Origin of the sequence: Acidovorax sp. 69 (assembly GCF_002797445.1) — a bacterium.
Lineage (GTDB): Bacteria > Pseudomonadota > Gammaproteobacteria > Burkholderiales > Burkholderiaceae_C > Acidovorax.
Genome location: NZ_PGEP01000001.1, coordinates 743,360 through 761,413, shown reverse-complemented (window position 1 = coordinate 761,413; position 18,054 = coordinate 743,360). Strand labels below are relative to the sequence as shown.

Annotated in this window: 17 protein-coding genes and 1 pseudogene; 15 read left to right on the top strand and 3 right to left on the bottom strand. The window is 62.4% G+C overall.

Annotated elements, in window-relative coordinates:
• The first annotated feature begins 12 nt into the window (after positions 1 to 12).
• The 5 genes from CLU85_RS03540 to CLU85_RS03520 all read left to right on the top strand — a co-directional run bounded on the left by CLU85_RS03540 (position 13) and on the right by CLU85_RS03520 (position 6,405).
• Positions 13 to 1,167 carry a flagellar biosynthesis protein FlhB gene (locus CLU85_RS03540; RefSeq protein WP_100409076.1) on the top strand — a complete coding sequence of 385 codons (1,155 nt, stop codon included), beginning with the start codon at positions 13 to 15 and terminating at the stop codon, positions 1,165 to 1,167.
• Positions 1,164 to 3,245: a flagellar biosynthesis protein FlhA gene (gene flhA / locus CLU85_RS03535; RefSeq protein ID WP_100409075.1), complete on the top strand. Its 2,082-nt coding sequence runs from the start codon at positions 1,164 to 1,166 to the stop codon at positions 3,243 to 3,245. The genes CLU85_RS03540 and flhA overlap by 4 nt, the downstream gene beginning before the upstream one ends.
• Positions 3,242 to 4,735, top strand: a complete 1,494-nt coding sequence (gene flhF / locus CLU85_RS03530; RefSeq protein WP_100409074.1) for a flagellar biosynthesis protein FlhF — start codon at positions 3,242 to 3,244, stop codon at positions 4,733 to 4,735. Before flhA ends, flhF begins: the two co-directional genes overlap by 4 nt.
• Positions 4,728 to 5,525 (top strand): hypothetical protein, encoded by a 798-nt coding sequence (locus CLU85_RS03525; protein WP_100409073.1) that lies wholly within the window; start codon positions 4,728 to 4,730, stop codon positions 5,523 to 5,525. Before flhF ends, CLU85_RS03525 begins: the two co-directional genes overlap by 8 nt.
• Before the next feature lie 163 nt (positions 5,526 to 5,688).
• Positions 5,689 to 6,405, top strand: coding sequence for an RNA polymerase sigma factor FliA (locus CLU85_RS03520; protein WP_100409072.1), 717 nt, complete (start codon positions 5,689 to 5,691; stop codon positions 6,403 to 6,405).
• A 64-nt stretch (positions 6,406 to 6,469) separates the two neighbouring features.
• Here the strand turns inward: CLU85_RS03520 and CLU85_RS03515 are convergent, their stop codons facing one another.
• The 3 genes from CLU85_RS03515 to flgA all read right to left on the bottom strand — a co-directional run bounded on the left by CLU85_RS03515 (position 6,470) and on the right by flgA (position 8,089).
• Complete coding sequence (locus CLU85_RS03515; RefSeq protein ID WP_100409071.1) at positions 6,470 to 6,844, bottom strand: hypothetical protein; 375 nt, start codon at positions 6,842 to 6,844, stop codon at positions 6,470 to 6,472.
• 42 nt (positions 6,845 to 6,886) lie between these two features.
• Positions 6,887 to 7,207: a flagellar biosynthesis anti-sigma factor FlgM gene (gene flgM / locus CLU85_RS03510; protein WP_100409070.1), complete on the bottom strand. Its 321-nt coding sequence runs from the start codon at positions 7,205 to 7,207 to the stop codon at positions 6,887 to 6,889.
• A gap of 93 nt (positions 7,208 to 7,300) precedes the next feature.
• Complete coding sequence (flgA, locus tag CLU85_RS03505) at positions 7,301 to 8,089, bottom strand: flagellar basal body P-ring formation chaperone FlgA (protein WP_100409069.1); 789 nt, start codon at positions 8,087 to 8,089, stop codon at positions 7,301 to 7,303.
• Between the two features lie 213 nt (positions 8,090 to 8,302).
• Between flgA and flgB the strand changes: the two genes are divergently transcribed.
• The 10 genes and pseudogenes from flgB (at position 8,303) to flgK (ending at position 18,038) form a co-directional block, all read left to right on the top strand.
• Entirely contained in the window at positions 8,303 to 8,755 is a 453-nt protein-coding gene (gene flgB / locus CLU85_RS03500) for a flagellar basal body rod protein FlgB (protein WP_100409068.1), read from the top strand.
• 29 nt (positions 8,756 to 8,784) lie between these two features.
• Entirely contained in the window at positions 8,785 to 9,189 is a 405-nt protein-coding gene (gene flgC, locus CLU85_RS03495; protein WP_100409067.1) for a flagellar basal body rod protein FlgC, read from the top strand.
• An 18-nt stretch (positions 9,190 to 9,207) separates the two neighbouring features.
• Positions 9,208 to 9,861, top strand: coding sequence for a flagellar hook assembly protein FlgD (locus tag CLU85_RS03490; RefSeq protein ID WP_100409066.1), 654 nt, complete (start codon positions 9,208 to 9,210; stop codon positions 9,859 to 9,861).
• Between the two features lie 39 nt (positions 9,862 to 9,900).
• The gene (gene flgE / locus CLU85_RS03485) at positions 9,901 to 11,181 is read left to right on the top strand and encodes a flagellar hook protein FlgE (protein WP_100409065.1); all 1,281 of its coding nucleotides are present in this window, start codon (positions 9,901 to 9,903) and stop codon (positions 11,179 to 11,181) included.
• A gap of 46 nt (positions 11,182 to 11,227) precedes the next feature.
• Entirely contained in the window at positions 11,228 to 11,968 is a 741-nt protein-coding gene (flgF, locus tag CLU85_RS03480) for a flagellar basal-body rod protein FlgF (protein WP_100409064.1), read from the top strand.
• Between the two features lie 40 nt (positions 11,969 to 12,008).
• Positions 12,009 to 12,791 carry a flagellar basal-body rod protein FlgG gene (flgG, locus tag CLU85_RS03475; protein ID WP_100409063.1) on the top strand — a complete coding sequence of 261 codons (783 nt, stop codon included), beginning with the start codon at positions 12,009 to 12,011 and terminating at the stop codon, positions 12,789 to 12,791.
• Positions 12,792 to 12,829: 38 nt separating this feature from the next.
• A complete protein-coding gene (locus tag CLU85_RS03470) occupies positions 12,830 to 13,549 on the top strand; it encodes a flagellar basal body L-ring protein FlgH (RefSeq protein ID WP_232727717.1) in 720 nt (239 codons plus the stop codon).
• A 378-nt stretch (positions 13,550 to 13,927) separates the two neighbouring features.
• Positions 13,928 to 15,079 (top strand): flagellar basal body P-ring protein FlgI, encoded by a 1,152-nt coding sequence (locus tag CLU85_RS03465; RefSeq protein ID WP_232727716.1) that lies wholly within the window; start codon positions 13,928 to 13,930, stop codon positions 15,077 to 15,079.
• Between the two features lie 48 nt (positions 15,080 to 15,127).
• On the top strand, positions 15,128 to 16,042 hold the full coding sequence (gene flgJ / locus CLU85_RS03460; RefSeq protein WP_100409062.1) for a flagellar assembly peptidoglycan hydrolase FlgJ: 915 nt from the start codon (positions 15,128 to 15,130) through the stop codon (positions 16,040 to 16,042).
• Positions 16,043 to 16,062: 20 nt separating this feature from the next.
• Positions 16,063 to 18,038 (top strand): annotated as a pseudogene (gene flgK / locus CLU85_RS03455) (flagellar hook-associated protein FlgK).
• Positions 18,039 to 18,054: the final 16 nt, after the last annotated feature.

Here is an 18,054-nt window from a genome sequence, read left to right as displayed (position 1 = left end):
CGTCATGCCATCATGGAATCCAGCCAAGAAAAAAGCCTCCCCGCGTCAGAGCGCAAGCTGCAAAAAGCACGCGAAGATGGCCAAGGGGCACGCTCGCGCGACCTGTCGCACTTGGCCATTTTGGGCGCGGGTGCGGCCTGCATGCTGTTGCTGGCACCCCAGTTGATGGACAACATGAAGCTGGCTATCAGCCAGCAACTGGCGTTCAACGCGGCCATCGTGATGGCACCCGGCACCATGCTCAATCGCCTGCAGGACATGGCGGTGGTGGGGTTGGTTGCAAGCACAGTGTTCGCGCTCATCACCAGCGGCGCCGCCTTGATCAGTGCGATTGGGGCCGGCGGCTGGATTCTCAGCCTGACACCCATCGCGCCGCAATTCAATCGCCTCAACCCCATTTCGGGGTTTGCCAACCTGTTCTCCAAACAACAGATGGCCAATGTGGCCAAGATGGTGTTCATGAGCGGGGTCCTGACCTGGGTGGCCTGGAAGTTCATGGGCAACAGCATCGAAACCATCGCCATGCTCGTGTTGCAGCCCTCGCCACTGGCCATCAGCCAGATTGCCGACTGGCTGACATCGGGCATGAGCCTGTTGCTGCTGGTGGTGTTTCTGGCCGCACTGGTGGATGTCCCCTTGCAGGCCTATTTCTTCAAGGCACGTCTGAAGATGTCGCACGAGGAAATCAAGCAAGAACACAAGGAGTCTGACGGGAACCCCCACACCAAGGGCCGCATCCGCCAGAAACAGCGTGAGATTGCTGAGCGGGCCAGCGTTGCGGCCGTGCCCAAGGCCGACTTCGTGGTCATGAACCCGACCCACTACGCCGTAGCGCTGAAGTACGACGAAAAGACCATGAGCGCGCCCCAAGTCATCTCACGCGGCACAGATCTCATCGCCATGAAGATTCGCGACGTTGCCAAGGAGCACAGCATCCCCGTGTTGCAGTCGCCCATGCTGGCCCGAGCGCTGTACGCACATGCCGAACTGGATCAGGCCATCCCCGCCACGCTGTACACCGCCGTGGCCCAAGTGCTGGCCTATGTCTACCGCCTGAAGGCCGCCCTGCGCGGCGAAGGCAGGATGCCTGACAGCCTGGCGGAGCCTTTCGTTCCGCCTGAACTCGATCCGCTGAACCGCACTTCGGTGCAAGGCGCTGCCGTATGAATACCTCCGTGAAGTCTTTGCAGCAATGGGCGGGCAGCAACGCTGGCGCTCTTCAGGGGCTGTCGGCCCCCTTGCTGGTGGTGGCGATCCTGGCGCTCATGGTGTTGCCCATCCCGCCATGGTTGCTGGACGCGTTTTTCACGCTCAACATCGCTGTGGCACTGATGGTGATGATGGTGGCAGCCTACATGCTCCGCCCCCTGGATTTCGCCGCCTTTCCCTCGGTGCTGCTGCTGACCACCCTCATGCGCCTGTCGCTGAACGTGGCCTCTACCCGCGTGGTTCTGCTGGAGGGACACACCGGTCCGGGTGCCGCCGGTGCGGTGATCGAGGCCTTCGGCCACTTCCTGATCGGCGGCAACTTTGCCGTGGGCCTGATCGTGTTTGCCATCCTGGTGGTGATCAACTTCGTGGTGATCACCAAGGGCGCAGAACGCATCGCTGAAGTGTCGGCCCGCTTCACACTGGACGCCATGCCCGGCAAGCAGATGGCCGTGGACGCCGACCTGAACGCCGGCCTGATCGATGAAAAGGAAGCCAAGCGCCGTCGTGCCGAAGTGGCAGAAGAGGCCAACTTCTTTGGATCGATGGATGGCGCCTCCAAGTTTGTGCGTGGCGATGCCGTCGCTGGCATTCTGATTCTGCTCATCAACATCATTGGCGGCTTCGCCATCGGTGTTCTGCAGCACGACCTCTCGGCCAAACAGGCGGCCGACAGCTATATCTTGCTGGCCATTGGTGATGCGCTGGTGGCACAGATTCCAGGGCTGCTGATCTCGGTGGCGGCCGCCATGGTGATCTCGCGCGTGGGCAAGGACCACGACATGGGCCGCCAGATCGTGCAGCAGCTGTTCATGTCGCCCCGCGTGTTGGGCGTGACCGCCGGCATCCTGCTGCTGCTGGGCCTGATTCCCGGCATGCCCCATGTGGTGTTCCTGACCATGGGTGGTTTGCTCGCCTATGGCGCCTGGGTACTGCACGAACGTCAGAAGGTGCCACCCGAAGTCGAAGCCCCGCCCGCCCCCGTCAGCGACGGCGAGGCCACCTGGGACGACCTGCAGCCCGTGGACCTGCTGGGCCTGGAACTGGGCTACCGCCTGATCAGCCTGGTGGACAAGAGCCGCCAGGGCGATCTGCTCACCCGCATCAAGGGTGTGCGCCGCAAGTTTGCACAGGAGGTCGGCTTCCTGCCCCCCGCCGTGCATGTGCGCGACAACCTCGAACTCAAGCCCAGCGGCTACCGCATCACGCTGCGCGGCGTGGTGGTGGGCGAAGGCGAAGCCTTCCCGGGCATGTTCCTGGCCATCAACCCCGGCGGCATCACCACGCCCCTTATTGGCACGGCCACCACCGACCCCGCCTTTGGTTTACCAGCACACTGGATCGACGATCGGCAGAAGGAAGCCGCACAAATGGCAGGTTTTACCGTCGTTGATTCCGAAACCGTGATGGCCACCCATTTGTCACACTTGATGCAAGTGCAAGCCGCCAAACTCCTCAGTCGCACGGAAACCCAGCAACTGGTGGAGCACGTGGCCAAACTGGCTCCCAAGCTCATCGAAGAAGTGGTCCCCAAAATGGTCTCCATCGCAACGTTCCAGAAAGTTCTCCAGCTGCTGCTGGAGGAGTCTGTGCACATCCGCGATATCCGCACCATCATCGAAACGCTGGCCGAGCATGCGGGCGCAGTTTCCGACCCCGTCGAGCTGGCCCGCCGCGTGCGCATTGCACTTTCGCCCGCCATCGTTCAGCAGATCTACGGACCCACCCGCGAACTCAACGTCATCGCCATCGAGCCCGGTCTGGAGCGCCTCCTGGTGCAAGCCCTGGGTAACTCAGCAGGCCCTGCACTGGACCCCGGCGTGGCCGACATCCTCACGCAAAAAGCGGCCGAAGTAGCCCTCAAGCAGGAAGAAATGGGCCTGCCCGCTTGCCTGCTGGTTCCCGACCAGATTCGCAACGCCATCTCCCGACTGGTGCGCCGCGTGGCGCCCCGCCTGCAGGTGCTTGCGCACAGTGAAATCCCTGAGACCCACACCATCCGTATTGGGCCGATCCTTAAAGGTGCATCAGCATGAACATCAAACGCTTTACCGCCCCCACCTCCAGGGAGGCTCTGGCCAAGGCGCGCATGGCCTTTGGCGACGGCACACTGATCCTGTCCAACCGCCCGACGGCCAATGGTGTCGAAGTGATGGCCACTGCCGAAGACACACTGTCGGCCCTGGATGGCAGCATGGGTTCTTCTTCCAACCCGCCCCTGCTGGCCCCCAGCACTGCGCGCAACCAACCTGCACGCGCCAGCCAGCCAGCCCCAAAATCAGGTCTCGACCGCAACCCGGTCGAAGAGGACACCGAACAGCTGGCCATGAGTACGCTGTCGTTTCAGGACTATGTGCGTGAGCGCATGCTGCGCCGTCGTCACGAGGCCCTCAATGGCCCTTCAGATCCACCCACTCTGTCGGAGCGCAGCCGTGACCAGGAGCCTGAACGTGAGCGTATGCCCGCGCCGGTGGTGGCTCGGCACAACCCGCTGCGTACCATCCCGATGGATATTCCGCCGGAAGCCCCGCGCCGCCGGCCGGAACCAGCAAGCGCCCAACTGATCCAGTCCAACAACCAGCAAAGCGTGATGAACGAATTGCACGCTATGAAGGACTTGATCGAAGACCGCTTCAACACGCTGGCTTGGCTGGGACAGGCACGTCAGAACCCGATCCAGTCCAACCTCATGCTCAAGATGATCCGCGCTGGATACTCACCGTCACTGGCTCGCGCCGTACTCGAACGCATGCCAGAAGACCTGTCGGCCGGCGAATCGGTGCGCTGGCTGATGGAGGTGCTGGAGCGCAACCTCAAAACCGACCTGGCAGAACCTCCGCTCTATGAACAGGGTGGCATCTTCGCGATGGTGGGCTCCACTGGCGTGGGCAAGACCACCACCACTGCCAAACTCGCGGCCATGTGCGCCCGGATTCATGGCCCGGGCAGTGTCGGCCTGATCACGCTGGACACTTACCGTGTCGGTGCGCATGAGCAACTGCGCACCTACGGCCGTATGCTGGGCATCGTGGCCCATCTGGCGCATGACCGTGCAGCCTTGCAGGATTTGCTGGGGCTGCTCAGTGGCAAGAAGATGGTACTGATCGACACCACGGGCGTAGCACCTCGGGACCCACGCAAGCGTGACATGCTGGATGTGCTGGATCTGCCCAACGTCAATCGCCTGCTGGTTCTGAATGCCGGCTGCCATGGCGACACGCTGGACGATGTGCTGACATCCTTCAAGACCAATGGCTCACAACAAGCCATTCTTTCCAAGGTAGATGAGGCCGTCAAACTAGGCCCTGCCATTGATGCCTTGATTCGCCACCAGATGGTGCTGCGTGGCGTGACCAATGGACAGCGTGTTCCTGAAGACTGGGAACGCGCCGATGCGCACAAACTCATCAGCACCTCCATGCGCGCTCCGGCAAAGTCGGCGTTTGATCCGAAGGCGGCCGACCTGAACTTCTTCTTCTCACACTCTCCGGACACCATCAACGAAGGGGGGCTGGTCGATGCTTGATCTTGGCTTTCACCAAGCCGCCGGTCTGCACAGTTTCACCCCCCAGTCCGAGTTGCGAGTGCTCGCGGTTGCAAGCCAGGGCAATTCCGCCAACGGGCTGGAAACACTCTGGCAGATTTGCGCGAGCCTGCAACGGTTGGGCTATCCAGTCGTCGTACTCGATGGCACGGCACACGAGTCCGATGAGAGCCCTGGGTTGCTTCACCTGCTGCAACACGCTTCCTGGAACGAGGGCGCCAGCCTGAACATGGGCGCCACGGCGTCTTCGCTCGCGGTGATTCCCGCCGCCAAGGGACTGAACCACCTGAGCCGAAAAGCCTGGGACGCTCTACAGTCACCGATGGAAAGCCTGTTGCCCTACTTCAGAACTTATGGCCTCATGGTGCTGCACGCACCCGCGTCGACTTTGGGTCCCCTGCTCACACACACTGCCACGGTACCGCTGGTGGTCATGGGCAGTGGCGCTGCAGGCGTGATGGCCAGCTATAGGAGTCTCAAACAGATTGCCCTGCACACAGGCATGCCCTGCATGGTGGCTGCGTTGCTGCGGGGCAGCACAGCGTCAGAGCGTCGCAAAGCCCAGTCTCAGTTGACAACGTTACAAGCGTGCGCCGAACGCCATTTGGGCGGCCCCATCCGCACCACGACCATCGCGACACAGAGCCCCCAGGACCTACAACGCCTGGCCTTGCAACTGCTGGAAAATGCGGGCACCATGGGTGGATCGCTGACTGCGCTGCCGTCCAGCAACATGACAGGCACCCTCACGCATTTTGTCCGGAGCCACTGACTAGAGCGTGTTATGCATTTTTACGTATCCACGTTGACCCGAAACACAGCAGACCTCGCGGCAAGTCACGTGCCCGAAGGCTTGGGACGACATCGGGCGATAGCGCCCCAATGCGGCTCCGAAAGATCGCAAACACGTTCTACCAGTGCATAACACTCTTTCTATGTACACCGCCAAAGGCCAGCTTGATCGCGATGCCATGATCCGCCAGCATGTACCGCTGGTTCGGAGGATTGCGCACCACATGATCGCCAAGCTGCCACCCAATGTTGAACTGGATGATTTGATCCAGGTCGGCATGATCGGCTTGGCAGAAGCGCTTTCGCGCTACGAAGTCACTCAAGGCGTGCAGTTTGAGACCTTTGCCACCCAACGCATCCGTGGCGCCATGCTTGATGAGCTGCGGGAGGGCGACTGGATGTCCCGCAGTTCGCGCAAGAGCCAGAAAGACATTGAGCACGCGGTGCAGAGGCTGGAGCAGAAGCTGGGCCGTAGTCCGCTGGAATCAGAAATTGCCGGAGAGATGGGCATGGAGCTGGCGGAATACCAGAGCCTGCTCGGCAAAGTCCGCGGCACCCAACTGGTGTACCTGGAGGACATGACACACGGCAACGACGATGACGACGGCTTTCTGGACCGCCATGTCGCCGACAGCGATGCAGACCCGGTCGAACTGCTGCGTGACCATCGGCTCAAAGCATCGCTGGTCAATGCCATCAAGAGCCTGCCAGAACGCGAGCAGCACATCATGGGCATGTACTATGAGCATGACATGAATCTCAAGGAGATCGCCGCTGTGCTGGGCGTGACTGAATCGCGGGTCTGTCAACTACACAGCCAGTCGATTGCGCGGCTACGCGCCAAGATGCGCGCCCACTAAACCCCCTTTGATCCCGAAGACTTCCGGCCGAAACAAGCACTCCGGCTGAGAAGTTGAGCGTATTTCAGCCCGCCGAACGATAGATACGAGCCACACCGGGCTTGCTCGCGTGCGTGTTCAGACCATCGCCATAGGTGGATGCCGCATTGGACGGAGGCAACAAGCCGGCGGTCTGGCGATCGGTGATGGCAGAAAGACGTGCCAGGCTTTCGCGATGCACCACCAGCATGCCGCCGATGGCATCCATGCGTTTTTGCACCGACGCCGATATGGGAATACCACGAGCAGCAGACTGCTCTAAAACACGAGCAAACTGGGCCGCTGCGTCACGCAAAGCAGTGCTGTGTTGTTCCAGGGACTGGGGGTCCGCCGCTAGAAGGGCGGTGGAGACTTTATCGATCAGCTGCTCAACAGCCGAGAGGGATTCTTCCAGAGACATGGCGCATTGTGCGGTGGATCGCGCCCGTCTGCAAAGGAGGGCTCAACCCCGGGAGCGCGACAGGATTTCCTGGGCGTCGGACAACAACTTGTCCGCAATGGCTTCGGCATCCACCGAAAACTCACCCTTGTCAATGGCCGCACGCACCGCTTTGACTTTGCCCGCATCAAAATCACCCGTGGTACGCGACGTCTGGTCCAAAGCCCTTGCCGCCATCGACACCGTCACAGGCACACCGGCGGTTGACACAGCCAGTGCGTCTTTGGTGGCCCCTTCAGCAGCGCTTGCAGGGCTCTTGGCTTGCTTGGCAAGCCCTGTCTGCGCCAAGGCGCCCGGGAGTTCCGGTTTTTGACCAATCTTCATCGCTCTCTCCACCACCCCGTTTGATGTGGGGCACAGTAGCAATGTTTTCGACCCATTTCGCCGGGACTTTAGCCATATATCACGGCAGCGGTATTAAAGAGTGACGTCCACTGTCCCGCCGTCACTCACAATGCCACTAACAATTCGCCCATTATCCATGCGCACGCGAACAGTCTGCCCCACTGCACCGGCAGACAACGCCTGCCCCGCCGACGTGACGGCGTAACCCGGGCCCTGGGCCACCACCTTCACCTGCGCGCCGGCACGGAACAGCAAAGGCGCCTTGACCATCGCCTGGCGCAACGCCTGGCCCGCCACCAGTTGCCGTGCGGCGATCTGCCCCACCCACAGATCCGGGTTCGCCATGACGGGAGCGGACTCAGCCGCCCAATCGACCTCAGCTTCGATAGCGTCGTTGGGAGCCAGTATGGCTCCTGGAGCCACATTGCTGGTCAGGACCCAGGCCGGTCCAAACGCCTTGATGGTAACGGGCAGGAACACATTCCAAGCAGTGGCCCCGTCCACGCAGCGCAAGCCCAGGCGAGTGCGCCCCCACAAGCGGGAGCCCGCGGGCAAATATGGCTCCACGCGGGAACAGGGCGCAAGGCGCAAACGGGAATCCAGTGAGCCAACACTCACTTCCATACGCAGCGGTGATCCTGCAGCCTGGTTGCGCACCAACGCGTCATCCAGCCATCGCTGCGTCAGCGGCCCCAGATCGAGCACAGGATCGGTGGCCGTCTGCGCCTGCGCCGCGCCACCCCCCAGAACCACCGCCAAACCCAGACCGGCAAGACACAGGGCACGCAACACCCCGCCCGCGCGAATCCACACAGGCGAGAAAAATGAGTCCACAGAGCTAGGAATGGGGTTTGCTGGCATAGGGCCTCCTGGGCTTTTGGCGGCCTCCCCACTGGGGGCAAAGGCCATTTCACCCCAAGAACTATAGGCAGATGGGCAACTCCCAAAACCCGGAACTGCACATCCATTTCCACGCTCTTCGCGCTTTAGAAAAAAGGCACGGTTTCCATAATCGAGCCACGCCAAAAAGGACCTTCGGGCTGGCGCCTTTGCAACCGACGGTGTGAGGCAAACATGCTTGACAAGATGACCAACCAGCTGAATTTTCATGGCAACGCGCTCACGCTGCGTGCGGAACGTCAGCGCGCCATCGCCAGCAACATTGCCAATGCAGACACGCCTGGTTATGTCGCACGGGACTTCAAATTTGGCGACGCACTGCGCGAAGCCACGGGCACGGGTTCGGGATTTACCAGCCGCTCCACGGGTGGCTCGGTCGGCACCGCAGGCACAACCCTCACAGATCCTCGCCACATGTCATTGCCGAACGTTCAGACGAGCGCCAGCATCGACAAACAAGGCGCCTTGGGCTATGCCGTACAGACCCAGCCCAGCCTGGACAACAACACCGTGGATCTTGACCGCGAGCGCGCCAATTTCGTGGACAACGCGGTCCGTTATGAAGCCACGCTGCGCTTCATCAACGGCAACGCCAAAACCATGCTCAGCGCCATTCAAGGCCAATAAGCATTGCAGCGCAGAAAGCGAGTTACGCCATGTCCATGTTCTCCATCTTCAACGTGTCGGGCAGCGCCATCAGCGCGCAGTCGCAGCGCCTCAATGTGGTCGCCAGCAACCTGGCCAACGTCGATGCCGTCGCGGGACCGGATGGCAAGGCGTACAAGGCGCGTCAGGTCGTCTTTCAGACCGCTCCCATGGGTGCGGACAGCGCGGCAGGCGTGCGCATCAGCGGGATGAGCGAAAGCAATGTGCCCGGCCGACGTGTGCATGACCCGAGCCATCCGTCCGCCGATGAGCAAGGGTACGTCACGCACTCCAACGTCAATGCCGTGGAAGAGATGGTCAACATGATTTCGGCCTCGCGCTCGTACCAAAACAACGTCGAGGTCATGAACACGGCCAAGTCGCTGCTCCTCAAAACCCTGCAGATGGGCCAGTAATTTCCGGGAGACCCCACCATGATTCTCAGTGCCACCAACGCCCCGTCCGTCACCGATTCTTCCAGCACCAAGGCTGGCGCAGCCACCGACCCAGCGGCGGCGCAGGACCGCTTTTTGAAGCTGCTGGTCGCACAGCTCAACAACCAGGATCCGATGAACCCGCTGGACAACGCCCAGATGACTTCGCAGATCGCGCAGATCAATACGGTGACCGGCATCCAGCAACTCAACCAGACCATGCAGAGCATGGCAACACAGTTCAACTCCCTGCAGGTCATGCAGGGCACGACCCTGATTGGCCGCAACGTGATGATCGAAGGCTCCAGCCTTTCGGTGGCCGACAAGACGGGCAAGGGCGGTTTCGAGCTGGGCGCGGCCGCCACTGGGGTGAAGGTCGAAGTCATGACCGCTGGTGGTCAGGTGATCGACACCGTAGACATGGGCGCCCAAAGCGCCGGACGCCACACCTTTGAATGGGATGCGAGCAAATACACCGGTGCGACCGATGCACTGCAGTTCCGCGTCACGGCGGTCAATGGCGCGACCAAGATCGACTCCACCGCTCTCAGCCTTTCCAAGGTGACCGCCGCTGGCGCCGAAGACGGCCAGCTGGTGCTGACCCTCTCGAACGGAAAAACCATCAACTACAGCCAGATCAAGGCCCTGGTTTAACACCGGCCCGCTTCGTACTGCGTCACCAAGGAGAACACCATGAGTTTTCAGCAAGGCCTGTCGGGCTTGAATGCCGCCAGCAAGAACCTCGATGTCATCGGACACAACATTGCCAACTCCAACACCGTCGGGTTCAAGGCCTCGCGCGCAGAGTTCGCGGAAATGGTGGCATCGGCCATTGGCTCTGCAGGCGGCACCAATGCTGGCATCGGTGTAGAAGTGGGTGCCGTTTCACAGCAGTTCACCCAGGGCAATCTGACGATCACCGGCAACAGCCTGGACGTGGCCATCAACGGTAATGGCTTTTTCACCCTGACGCTGCCCGATGGCTCGGCCGCCTACACCCGCTCCGGCAATTTCAAGCTGGACAAGGAGGGCAACATGATCACCAACGACAATGCGTCGGTGATGGGCTACCCCGTAGATCCGGTCACCGGGCTGCGCTCGGGCACCGACCCTGTCCCGATGGTGTTCCCTACCGCCGAACCCATCCCTGCCAAGCAGACCACCACCATCACCGCTGCGTTCAATCTGGACGCCCGCGCCACCGACGCGGCGGGCAACCCCGCAGCTACGCCACCCATCCCCGCCACCCCACGCGCCACCTACGGCACGTCCATCAACGTGTTTGACAGCCAGGGTGTGGCCAAGCCGGTAAGCCTGTATTTCCAGAAGACCGCCACGGCCAACACCTGGGATGTGTACGACGCGCTGGACGATCCCACCGCAGTGCCACCCGTGGTGGCCACGCCCATTGGACAGATCACCTTTGACAACAACGGCGCCATCACCGGCCCGGCGGCCACACCACCGGCCACAGGCTTCTCGCTGCCACTCACGGTCAACCCGACGCCGCCCAATCCCAACAACCTTCCCACCTACACCGTGGACGTGAGCCTGGACAAGGTCACTCAGTTCGGCACCAAGTTCGCCGTGTCCAACCTGAGCCAGGATGGCTACACCTCGGGCGAGCTCACGGGCATCAACATCGAGAACAACGGGATGATCATGACCCGTTACTCCAACGGCGTGACCCGTGCCGAAGGCCAGCTGGCGTTGTCGAGCTTCCGCAACACACAAGGACTGGCATCGGTGGGCAGCAACAACTGGGTGGCCACCTTCGAATCGGGCCAGCCCGTGATGGGCACTGCCACCGACGGTAACTTTGGCTCCCTGCGCTCTGGCGCGCTCGAAGACTCCAACGTGGACCTGACCGCCGAGCTGGTGAACATGATGACCGCCCAGCGCGCCTACCAGGCCAACGCACAGACCATCAAGACGCAGGATCAGGTGATGTCCACCCTGGTCAACCTGCGCTGATCGGCTGACCCTTCACTGACCCTGCCCTGGACACCGGAGAGCCCCCATGGACCACATCATCTATACCTCGATGACGGGCGCAAACGCGGCCGCCCACCGGCAGGCTGTGCTGTCCAACAACCTGGCCAACGCATCCACTGGCGGGTTTCGTGCAGAGATGTCCACCTTCCGGTCAGTCCCCTTGCAGGGCGATGGCACCAAAACCCGCGTCTTCGCGCTCGAAGCCACATCGGGCTACGTCAACACCCCAGGTCCTGTGCAGCGCACGGGCCGCAATCTGGACGCCATGGCCGCAGGCAACGCATGGTTTGGCGTGCAAGGTCTGGATGGCACCGAGGCGTACACCCGCGCGGGCAGCTTCGAAGTGTCGGCCGCCGGCCAGTTGCTCACCCCCACGGGGCTGCCCGTTTTGTCGGACGGGGGCGCGCCGATCGACGTACCGCCCGGCGCCGAAGTGTCCCTGGGCTCGGACGGCACCATCACAGCCAAAACAGCAGGCCAGCCAGCACAGGCCATTGGTCGCCTGAAGCTCGCAACACCGACGCTTGAAGACCCACTCAAACGGGGCGATGACGGGTTGTTCCGTACCACCTCGGGCGACCCGATGCCCAATGACGCCAACGCGCGCATGCTGTCGGGCGCCGTGGAGGGCTCGAATGTGAACCCGGTGGAATGCATGGTCGGGATGATTGCTGCATCGCGCCAGTTCGAGCAGCAGATGAAGCTGCTGCAGACCGCAGAAACCAATGACAAGACCGCCAGCCAGTTGCTGAGCATGAACGGCTGATGCACCAGCGCCCAACGCCGCATTGCCATAAGGAAGCACCATGATCAACTCTCTCTGGATCGCCAAAACCGGCATGTCTGCCCAGCAGACCCAGCTCGACGTCATCTCGCACAACCTGGCCAACGTCTCCACCACCGGCTACAAGCGCAATAACGCGGTGTTCGAGGATCTGATCTATCAGAACCTGCGCCAGGTCGGCGCCAACACCACCGAGCAGAACCAGTTACCCACCGGCCTGCACCTGGGCCTGGGCGTGCGCACGGTGGCCACCAGCCGCAACTTCGTGCAGGGCAGCCTGCAAGAGTCCAAGAACAATCTCGACGTGGCCATCAATGGCAATGGCTTCTTTGAAGTGACGATGCCTGACGGCACGCTGGGCTACACCCGCGACGGCTCGTTCCAGGTGGATGCCCAGGGCCGCATGGTCACGTCCAGTGGCCTGCCTGTGGCCAACGGCATCACCGTCCCAGCCAACGCCACCAGCGTGACCATCAGCGCCGATGGCGTGGTGTCTGCCACAGTGCAGGGCAACACCCAGCCCCAGCCGCTCGGCAACCTGGCCATGTCGGCCTTTATCAATCCGGCAGGCCTGGAGCCGATCGGCCAGAACCTGTTCAAGGAATCTGCCGCGTCCGGCCAGCCCCAACAGGGCACCCCAGGCACCAACGGGCTGGGCATTCTCAAGCAGGGCTTTTTGGAAGCCTCCAACGTCAACGTGGTGGAAGAGTTGGTCACCATGATCCAGACGCAGCGAGCCTACGAGATGAACTCCAAGGCCATCCAGACCTCGGACCAGATGCTGGCCAAGCTCGCACAGCTGTAACCGGTGTGCCACTGGCACTATTGCTCAGGACCTTTGTCATGCGCCACTCGACTTTCTCCTCTCTTTCACAGACTGTCCGCTCGCTGCGTGCAGGCGCCTCTACTCTTGGCGTGGCCTTGCTGTGCGCAGGCTGCGCCAGCCTGTCGCCCCCCCCACCGGTCGACATCCTTCCCACCACGCCGCCACCGCTGGCAGCAGCCCCACGCGTCGCGCCGCCGGTGACCGGAGGCCTCTTCCACAACGCGAGCTACCGGCCTGCGTTTGAGGACCGCCGCGCACGCCTGGTGGGTGACAACGTCACGATCACGATCGTCGAGAACGTGACGGCCAGCCAGAAGTCCTCGTCCACGGTGGACCGCACATCCGAAGCCAAGGCCGGCATCACCAATCTGCCTTTTGTGAAGAAGTCTCTCGCCGACGTCACCACGCTGGGGGCTGGCTCTGAGAACACGTTCTCTGGCAAAGGCGGCACGGAAAGCGCCAACACCTTTACCGGTTCGATCACCACCACTGTTGTGGACGTTCTGCCCAACGGCCATCTGGTCGTGACGGGCGAAAAGCAGATCGGCGTGAACCAGAACGTCGATGTCCTGCGCTTCTCGGGCACCATCGACCCGCGCGCACTGCAGCCTGGAAGCATCGTCAACTCGACCCAGGTGGCCAATGTGCGGGTCGAATCCCGTGGCCGCGGGGCACAGGGTGAAGCCCAAGCCATGGGCTGGATGGGCAGGTTCTTCAACACCATCACGCCGTTCTAGCGTGTCACCTCTTGAGGCGCTACGCGCCTTCCCCCCAAGCTCGCACAATACGGGCGGGGGGCCGCTAACGCGGCGGGGCGGCCCTTTCGCGGCGCACCGCGCGCTTAGCCACGCAAGTTTTGACGCGCGTGGGCTCTGCGATCTCACAGGCCTTTGCACCGGGACTGGCCAAAAATTGCTACTTTATTTATAGCTATTAGCGCTTATAGACAATGCGCTATCGGCTCTTTTTACTCATATTTCGCCTTGCAGGGTATTCCCGCAAACTGTTGGGATGCTGGACGCCCCATCGGCCGTTCCCCAGCCATGCGGAACCCACGCAATAAGCCGGTGAACCCGCTTCTTTTTGGGTTTTAGTTCTTGCCATGGCCCACCACAATGGATGCCATGAAAGCCTTGTCCCACTCCCTTTTGCCACGCCCCGCGCGCGCGCTGTGGCTGCTGCTGGCCCTCGTGGCCGCCTGCGTAGCGGGGCCCGCCCAGGCCCTGCGCATCAAGGAAGTGGCCGCCGTGCAGGGCGTGCGTACCAACCAGTTGACGGGCTACGGACTGGTGGTGGGTCTGGACGGCACGGGGGACCAGACCACCCAGATGCCCTACACCACGCAGGCCATGTCCAACTACCTGCAACAAATGGGCATCAGCCTGCCCCCGGGCTCGGCATCGCAACTGCAGCTCAAGAACGTAGCGGCCGTGATCGTCACCGCCCAGCTCCCCGCCTTCGCCCAACCGGGGCAGACGATTGACGTGAATGTCTCGTCCATGGGCAATGCCAAGTCGCTCAAGGGCGGCACCCTCATCGTTACGCCGCTGCGCGGTGCCGACGGCGAAATCTACGCGCTGGCCCAAGGCAACATGGTGGTGGGTGGCGCGGGCGCTTCTTCGGGCGGCAGCAAGGTACAGATCAACCACCTGAGCGCAGGCCGCATTCCGCTTGGAGCCCAGGTGGAACGGGCTGTTCCCACCCCACTCAATGATGGTGACACCATCAACCTGGGCCTCAACGCCTCCGACTTTCAGACTGCCCGCCGCGTGGCTCAGGCCATCAACGCCAAGCTGGGGTCCGGGCTGGCCACGGCCCTCGACGGCCGTACAGTTCAGGTCCGTGCGCCTCTGGACCCAGGTGCCCGCGTCGGGTTCATCGCCGACCTGGAAGAGTTGCCACTGGAGTCCTCGGCGCCCGCCGCCAAGGTGGTCATCAATGCCCGCACGGGCTCGGTGGTGCTCAATCAGTCGGTCACGCTGGGCCCTTGCGCCATCGCACACGGCAACCTGTCGATCACCATCAGCTCTACGCCAATCATCAGCCAACCCAACCCCCTGTCGCAAGGGCAAACGGTGGTGGCGCAAAAGAGTGACATCACCATCAACCAGGAGCCGGGCAACATCATCCAGATGCCGGCCTCACCGCAGCTTGCCGACGTGGTCAAGGCCCTGAACTCGCTGGGTGCAACGCCGGGCGACCTGCTGGCCATCCTGCAGGCCATCAAAGCCGCTGGCGCGCTCAATGCCGAGCTGGAAGTGATCTGACATGCGCAGCCCTGCCGCAGCTCTGAGAACCGACCATCGGGAGCGATCATGGCCATGACACTGCCTTCGTCCAGCACAACCAGCACGTCGAACGCGCTGGCGGTGGATATCCGCTCGCTGAACGCTCTCAAGTACGACGCGGGTACCGCCAACAGCGCACAAACCACGCGCGAAGCCGCCAAGCAGTTTGAATCGCTGTTCATGCGTGAGTTGATCAAGAGCATGCGCGATGCCACCATGAAGTCTGGCCTCATGGAAGGCGGTGGCGCCGACCTTGGGCAGGACATGCTGGACCAGCAACTGTCGGTCAGCATGTCCGGCCAACAGGGCGGTCTGTCCGAGGCCATCGCACGCCAACTCTCGCGCCAGATGGGCGGTGCCGATGCCAGCTTCTCAGTGCCCTCCACCCTGAGCCTGCAGCAGGCGGTGCCACGCGCCGCTGCGCCTTCCACCCCCCCTGCACAAGCCTCCACTCCCGCCCCCAAGGGCCGTGACGGATTTGTTCAGCATCTGAGTGGCACGGCAGAGCGTGTGGCGCAGGAAAGCGGCATTCCCGCCAGTTTCATGCTGGGCCAGGCTGGCCACGAAACCGGCTGGGGAAAAAGCGAGATCAAGGCCGCCGATGGCTCCAATTCGTTCAACCTGTTCGGCATCAAGGCGGGCAAGGGCTGGACCGGCAAGGTCGCCGAGATCACCACCACCGAATACATCAACGGCACGCCCCGCAAGGTAACCGCCAAGTTCCGTGCCTACGACTCCTACGAGGACTCGTTCCGCGACTACGCCAAGCTGATCACCGAAAGCCCGCGCTACGAAAAGGCCCAGGCCACTGCCAAAACCGGATCGGCCGTGGCCTATGCGTCCGAACTGCAAAAGGCCGGTTACGCCACCGACCCGGAATACGCCAGAAAACTCAGCGGCGCCATCAACAGCGCACTGCGCGTACAGCGCGCCCAGGCGTGACGAGAAAGCCGAGGTAAGCCATGAGTCTTCTCAACGTCGGCGCCCGCGCCTTGCTGGCCAACCAGGTGGCACTGCAGACCGCAGGCCACAACATTGCCAATGTCAACACAGCCGGCTATTCGCGCCAGACCGTGGTGCTGCAGACCGTGCAGGGCCAGTTCACGGGTGGCGGCTACATCGGCCAGGGTGTGGATGTGCAAACCATTTTGCGCAACCAGAGCGAGCTGCTCACCCGCCAGTCGGCTTCGGCCGGATCGACCCAGGCAGCCGATGCCGTGCGCGCAGAGCGCCTGAGCCAGCTGCAGGAGGTCTTCAGTGGCGGCACCACCGGCCTGGGCGCCGCCATCAACGACATGATGAACGCGTTCTCGGACGTGGTCACCAGCCCTACCGACATCACCGCGCGCACCGTCGTGCTCACACGCCTGGATGAAACGGCCGCACGCATGCGAACGGCCGGGGATCGCCTCAACGAAATCCAGTACACGGTCACCGAGCAACTCCAGAGCAGTGTCACGGCCATCAACAGCCTGGCGGAGCAGATGGCCAGCATCAACGAGCAGATCGCCCGCGCCAAGGGCAACGGCCAGACCCCCAATGACCTGCTGGACCGACGCGACCAAATCATCCGCGACATCAACCAGTATGTGCAGACCACGCAGATTCCGGCCGACGACGGCACGGTGGGCCTGTTCGTGGCAGGCAGCCAGCCGCTGGTGCTGGGCACCACAGCGTCCAGCCTGTCGGTCGACGACGCCACCCAGTTCCCTGCCAGCGGCCAGATCAAGCTGTTCTTCAACCGTCCGGGAGCTTCCCCGGTCGAGATGGATGAGAACGTGCTCGGCGGTGGTTCGGTGTCGGGCCTTCTGCGCTTCAACAACAATGACCTGACCGAAGGGCGTAACCTGCTGGGCCGCATGGCCATGGCCATCGGCATGACGATGAACGAGCAGCAGAACCTGGGCCTGACGCTCGACGGCCTGCCCGGCAAGGACTTGTTCGCGCTTCCCACGACCATGCCGGGCTCTACCAATGGCGCGGGGGTCGGCACCGTGTCCTTCACGGGCCCCACGAAGTTTGAAGCCTCGGACTACGAAATCCGCTTCACCACGGGTACAGCCGGCCAGGTGGTGCGGCTGTCGGATGGCAAGTCCACGGCGTTCACAGATGCCGCCAACCTGGCCACGCTGCAGATTGACGGACTCAACTTCAATCTGACCACGCCTGGCAACCCCGGCGAGCGCATGCTGTTCAAACCGTTCAGCACCGCCGCCAACAACATCCAGGCACTGGTGTATTCACCACGCGACCTGGCGGTGGCCAACCCCATCAATGCGGCCATGGGCACGTCCAACGGCGGCACGATGCAGCTGGCAGGTCTCAAGGCCACAGGCCTGCCCAACCCGCCCGGCCTGGTGCTGCCCGCCAACGCAAACCCCGCCGCCCTCCCGCCCATCCTGGGGGGGATTCAGTTGCAGTTCAACGTTGGCCCTCCCACTACCTACGATGTGCTCGACAGAGGCACTGCCCCCCCACATCGCTGGCCACTGCGCAGCCCTACACCTCGGGAGTCCCCATCTCCGTCAACGGCTGGGAGATCAAGCTGCAGGGCTCCCCCAAGACGGGCGACACGGTAGTCATTGGCAATGCACTCGACCCTCAATATGGCGACACCTTCACCCGCAACTCGGGCAACGCCACCGCCCTGATGGATTTGCGCGACGTGAAGATGTTTGACGAGTCCACGCTGAGCGACGGCTACGCCGGTGCCATCGCGCAGGTGGGCACACGCACGCAAAGCGCCAAGTTTGCGGCCGATCTGTCCACCACCATCGCCGCCAACCTGGAGCGCGACCGTACGGCGGTCTCGGGGGTGAATCTGGACGAAGAAGCTGCCAAGCTGATCCAATACCAGCAGGCCTACCAGGCATCGTCGAAAATGATCCAGATTGCGCAAAACATCTTTGACTCGCTGCTGCAGGGTCTGGGCCGCTAACCGGCATCCAAGAGTG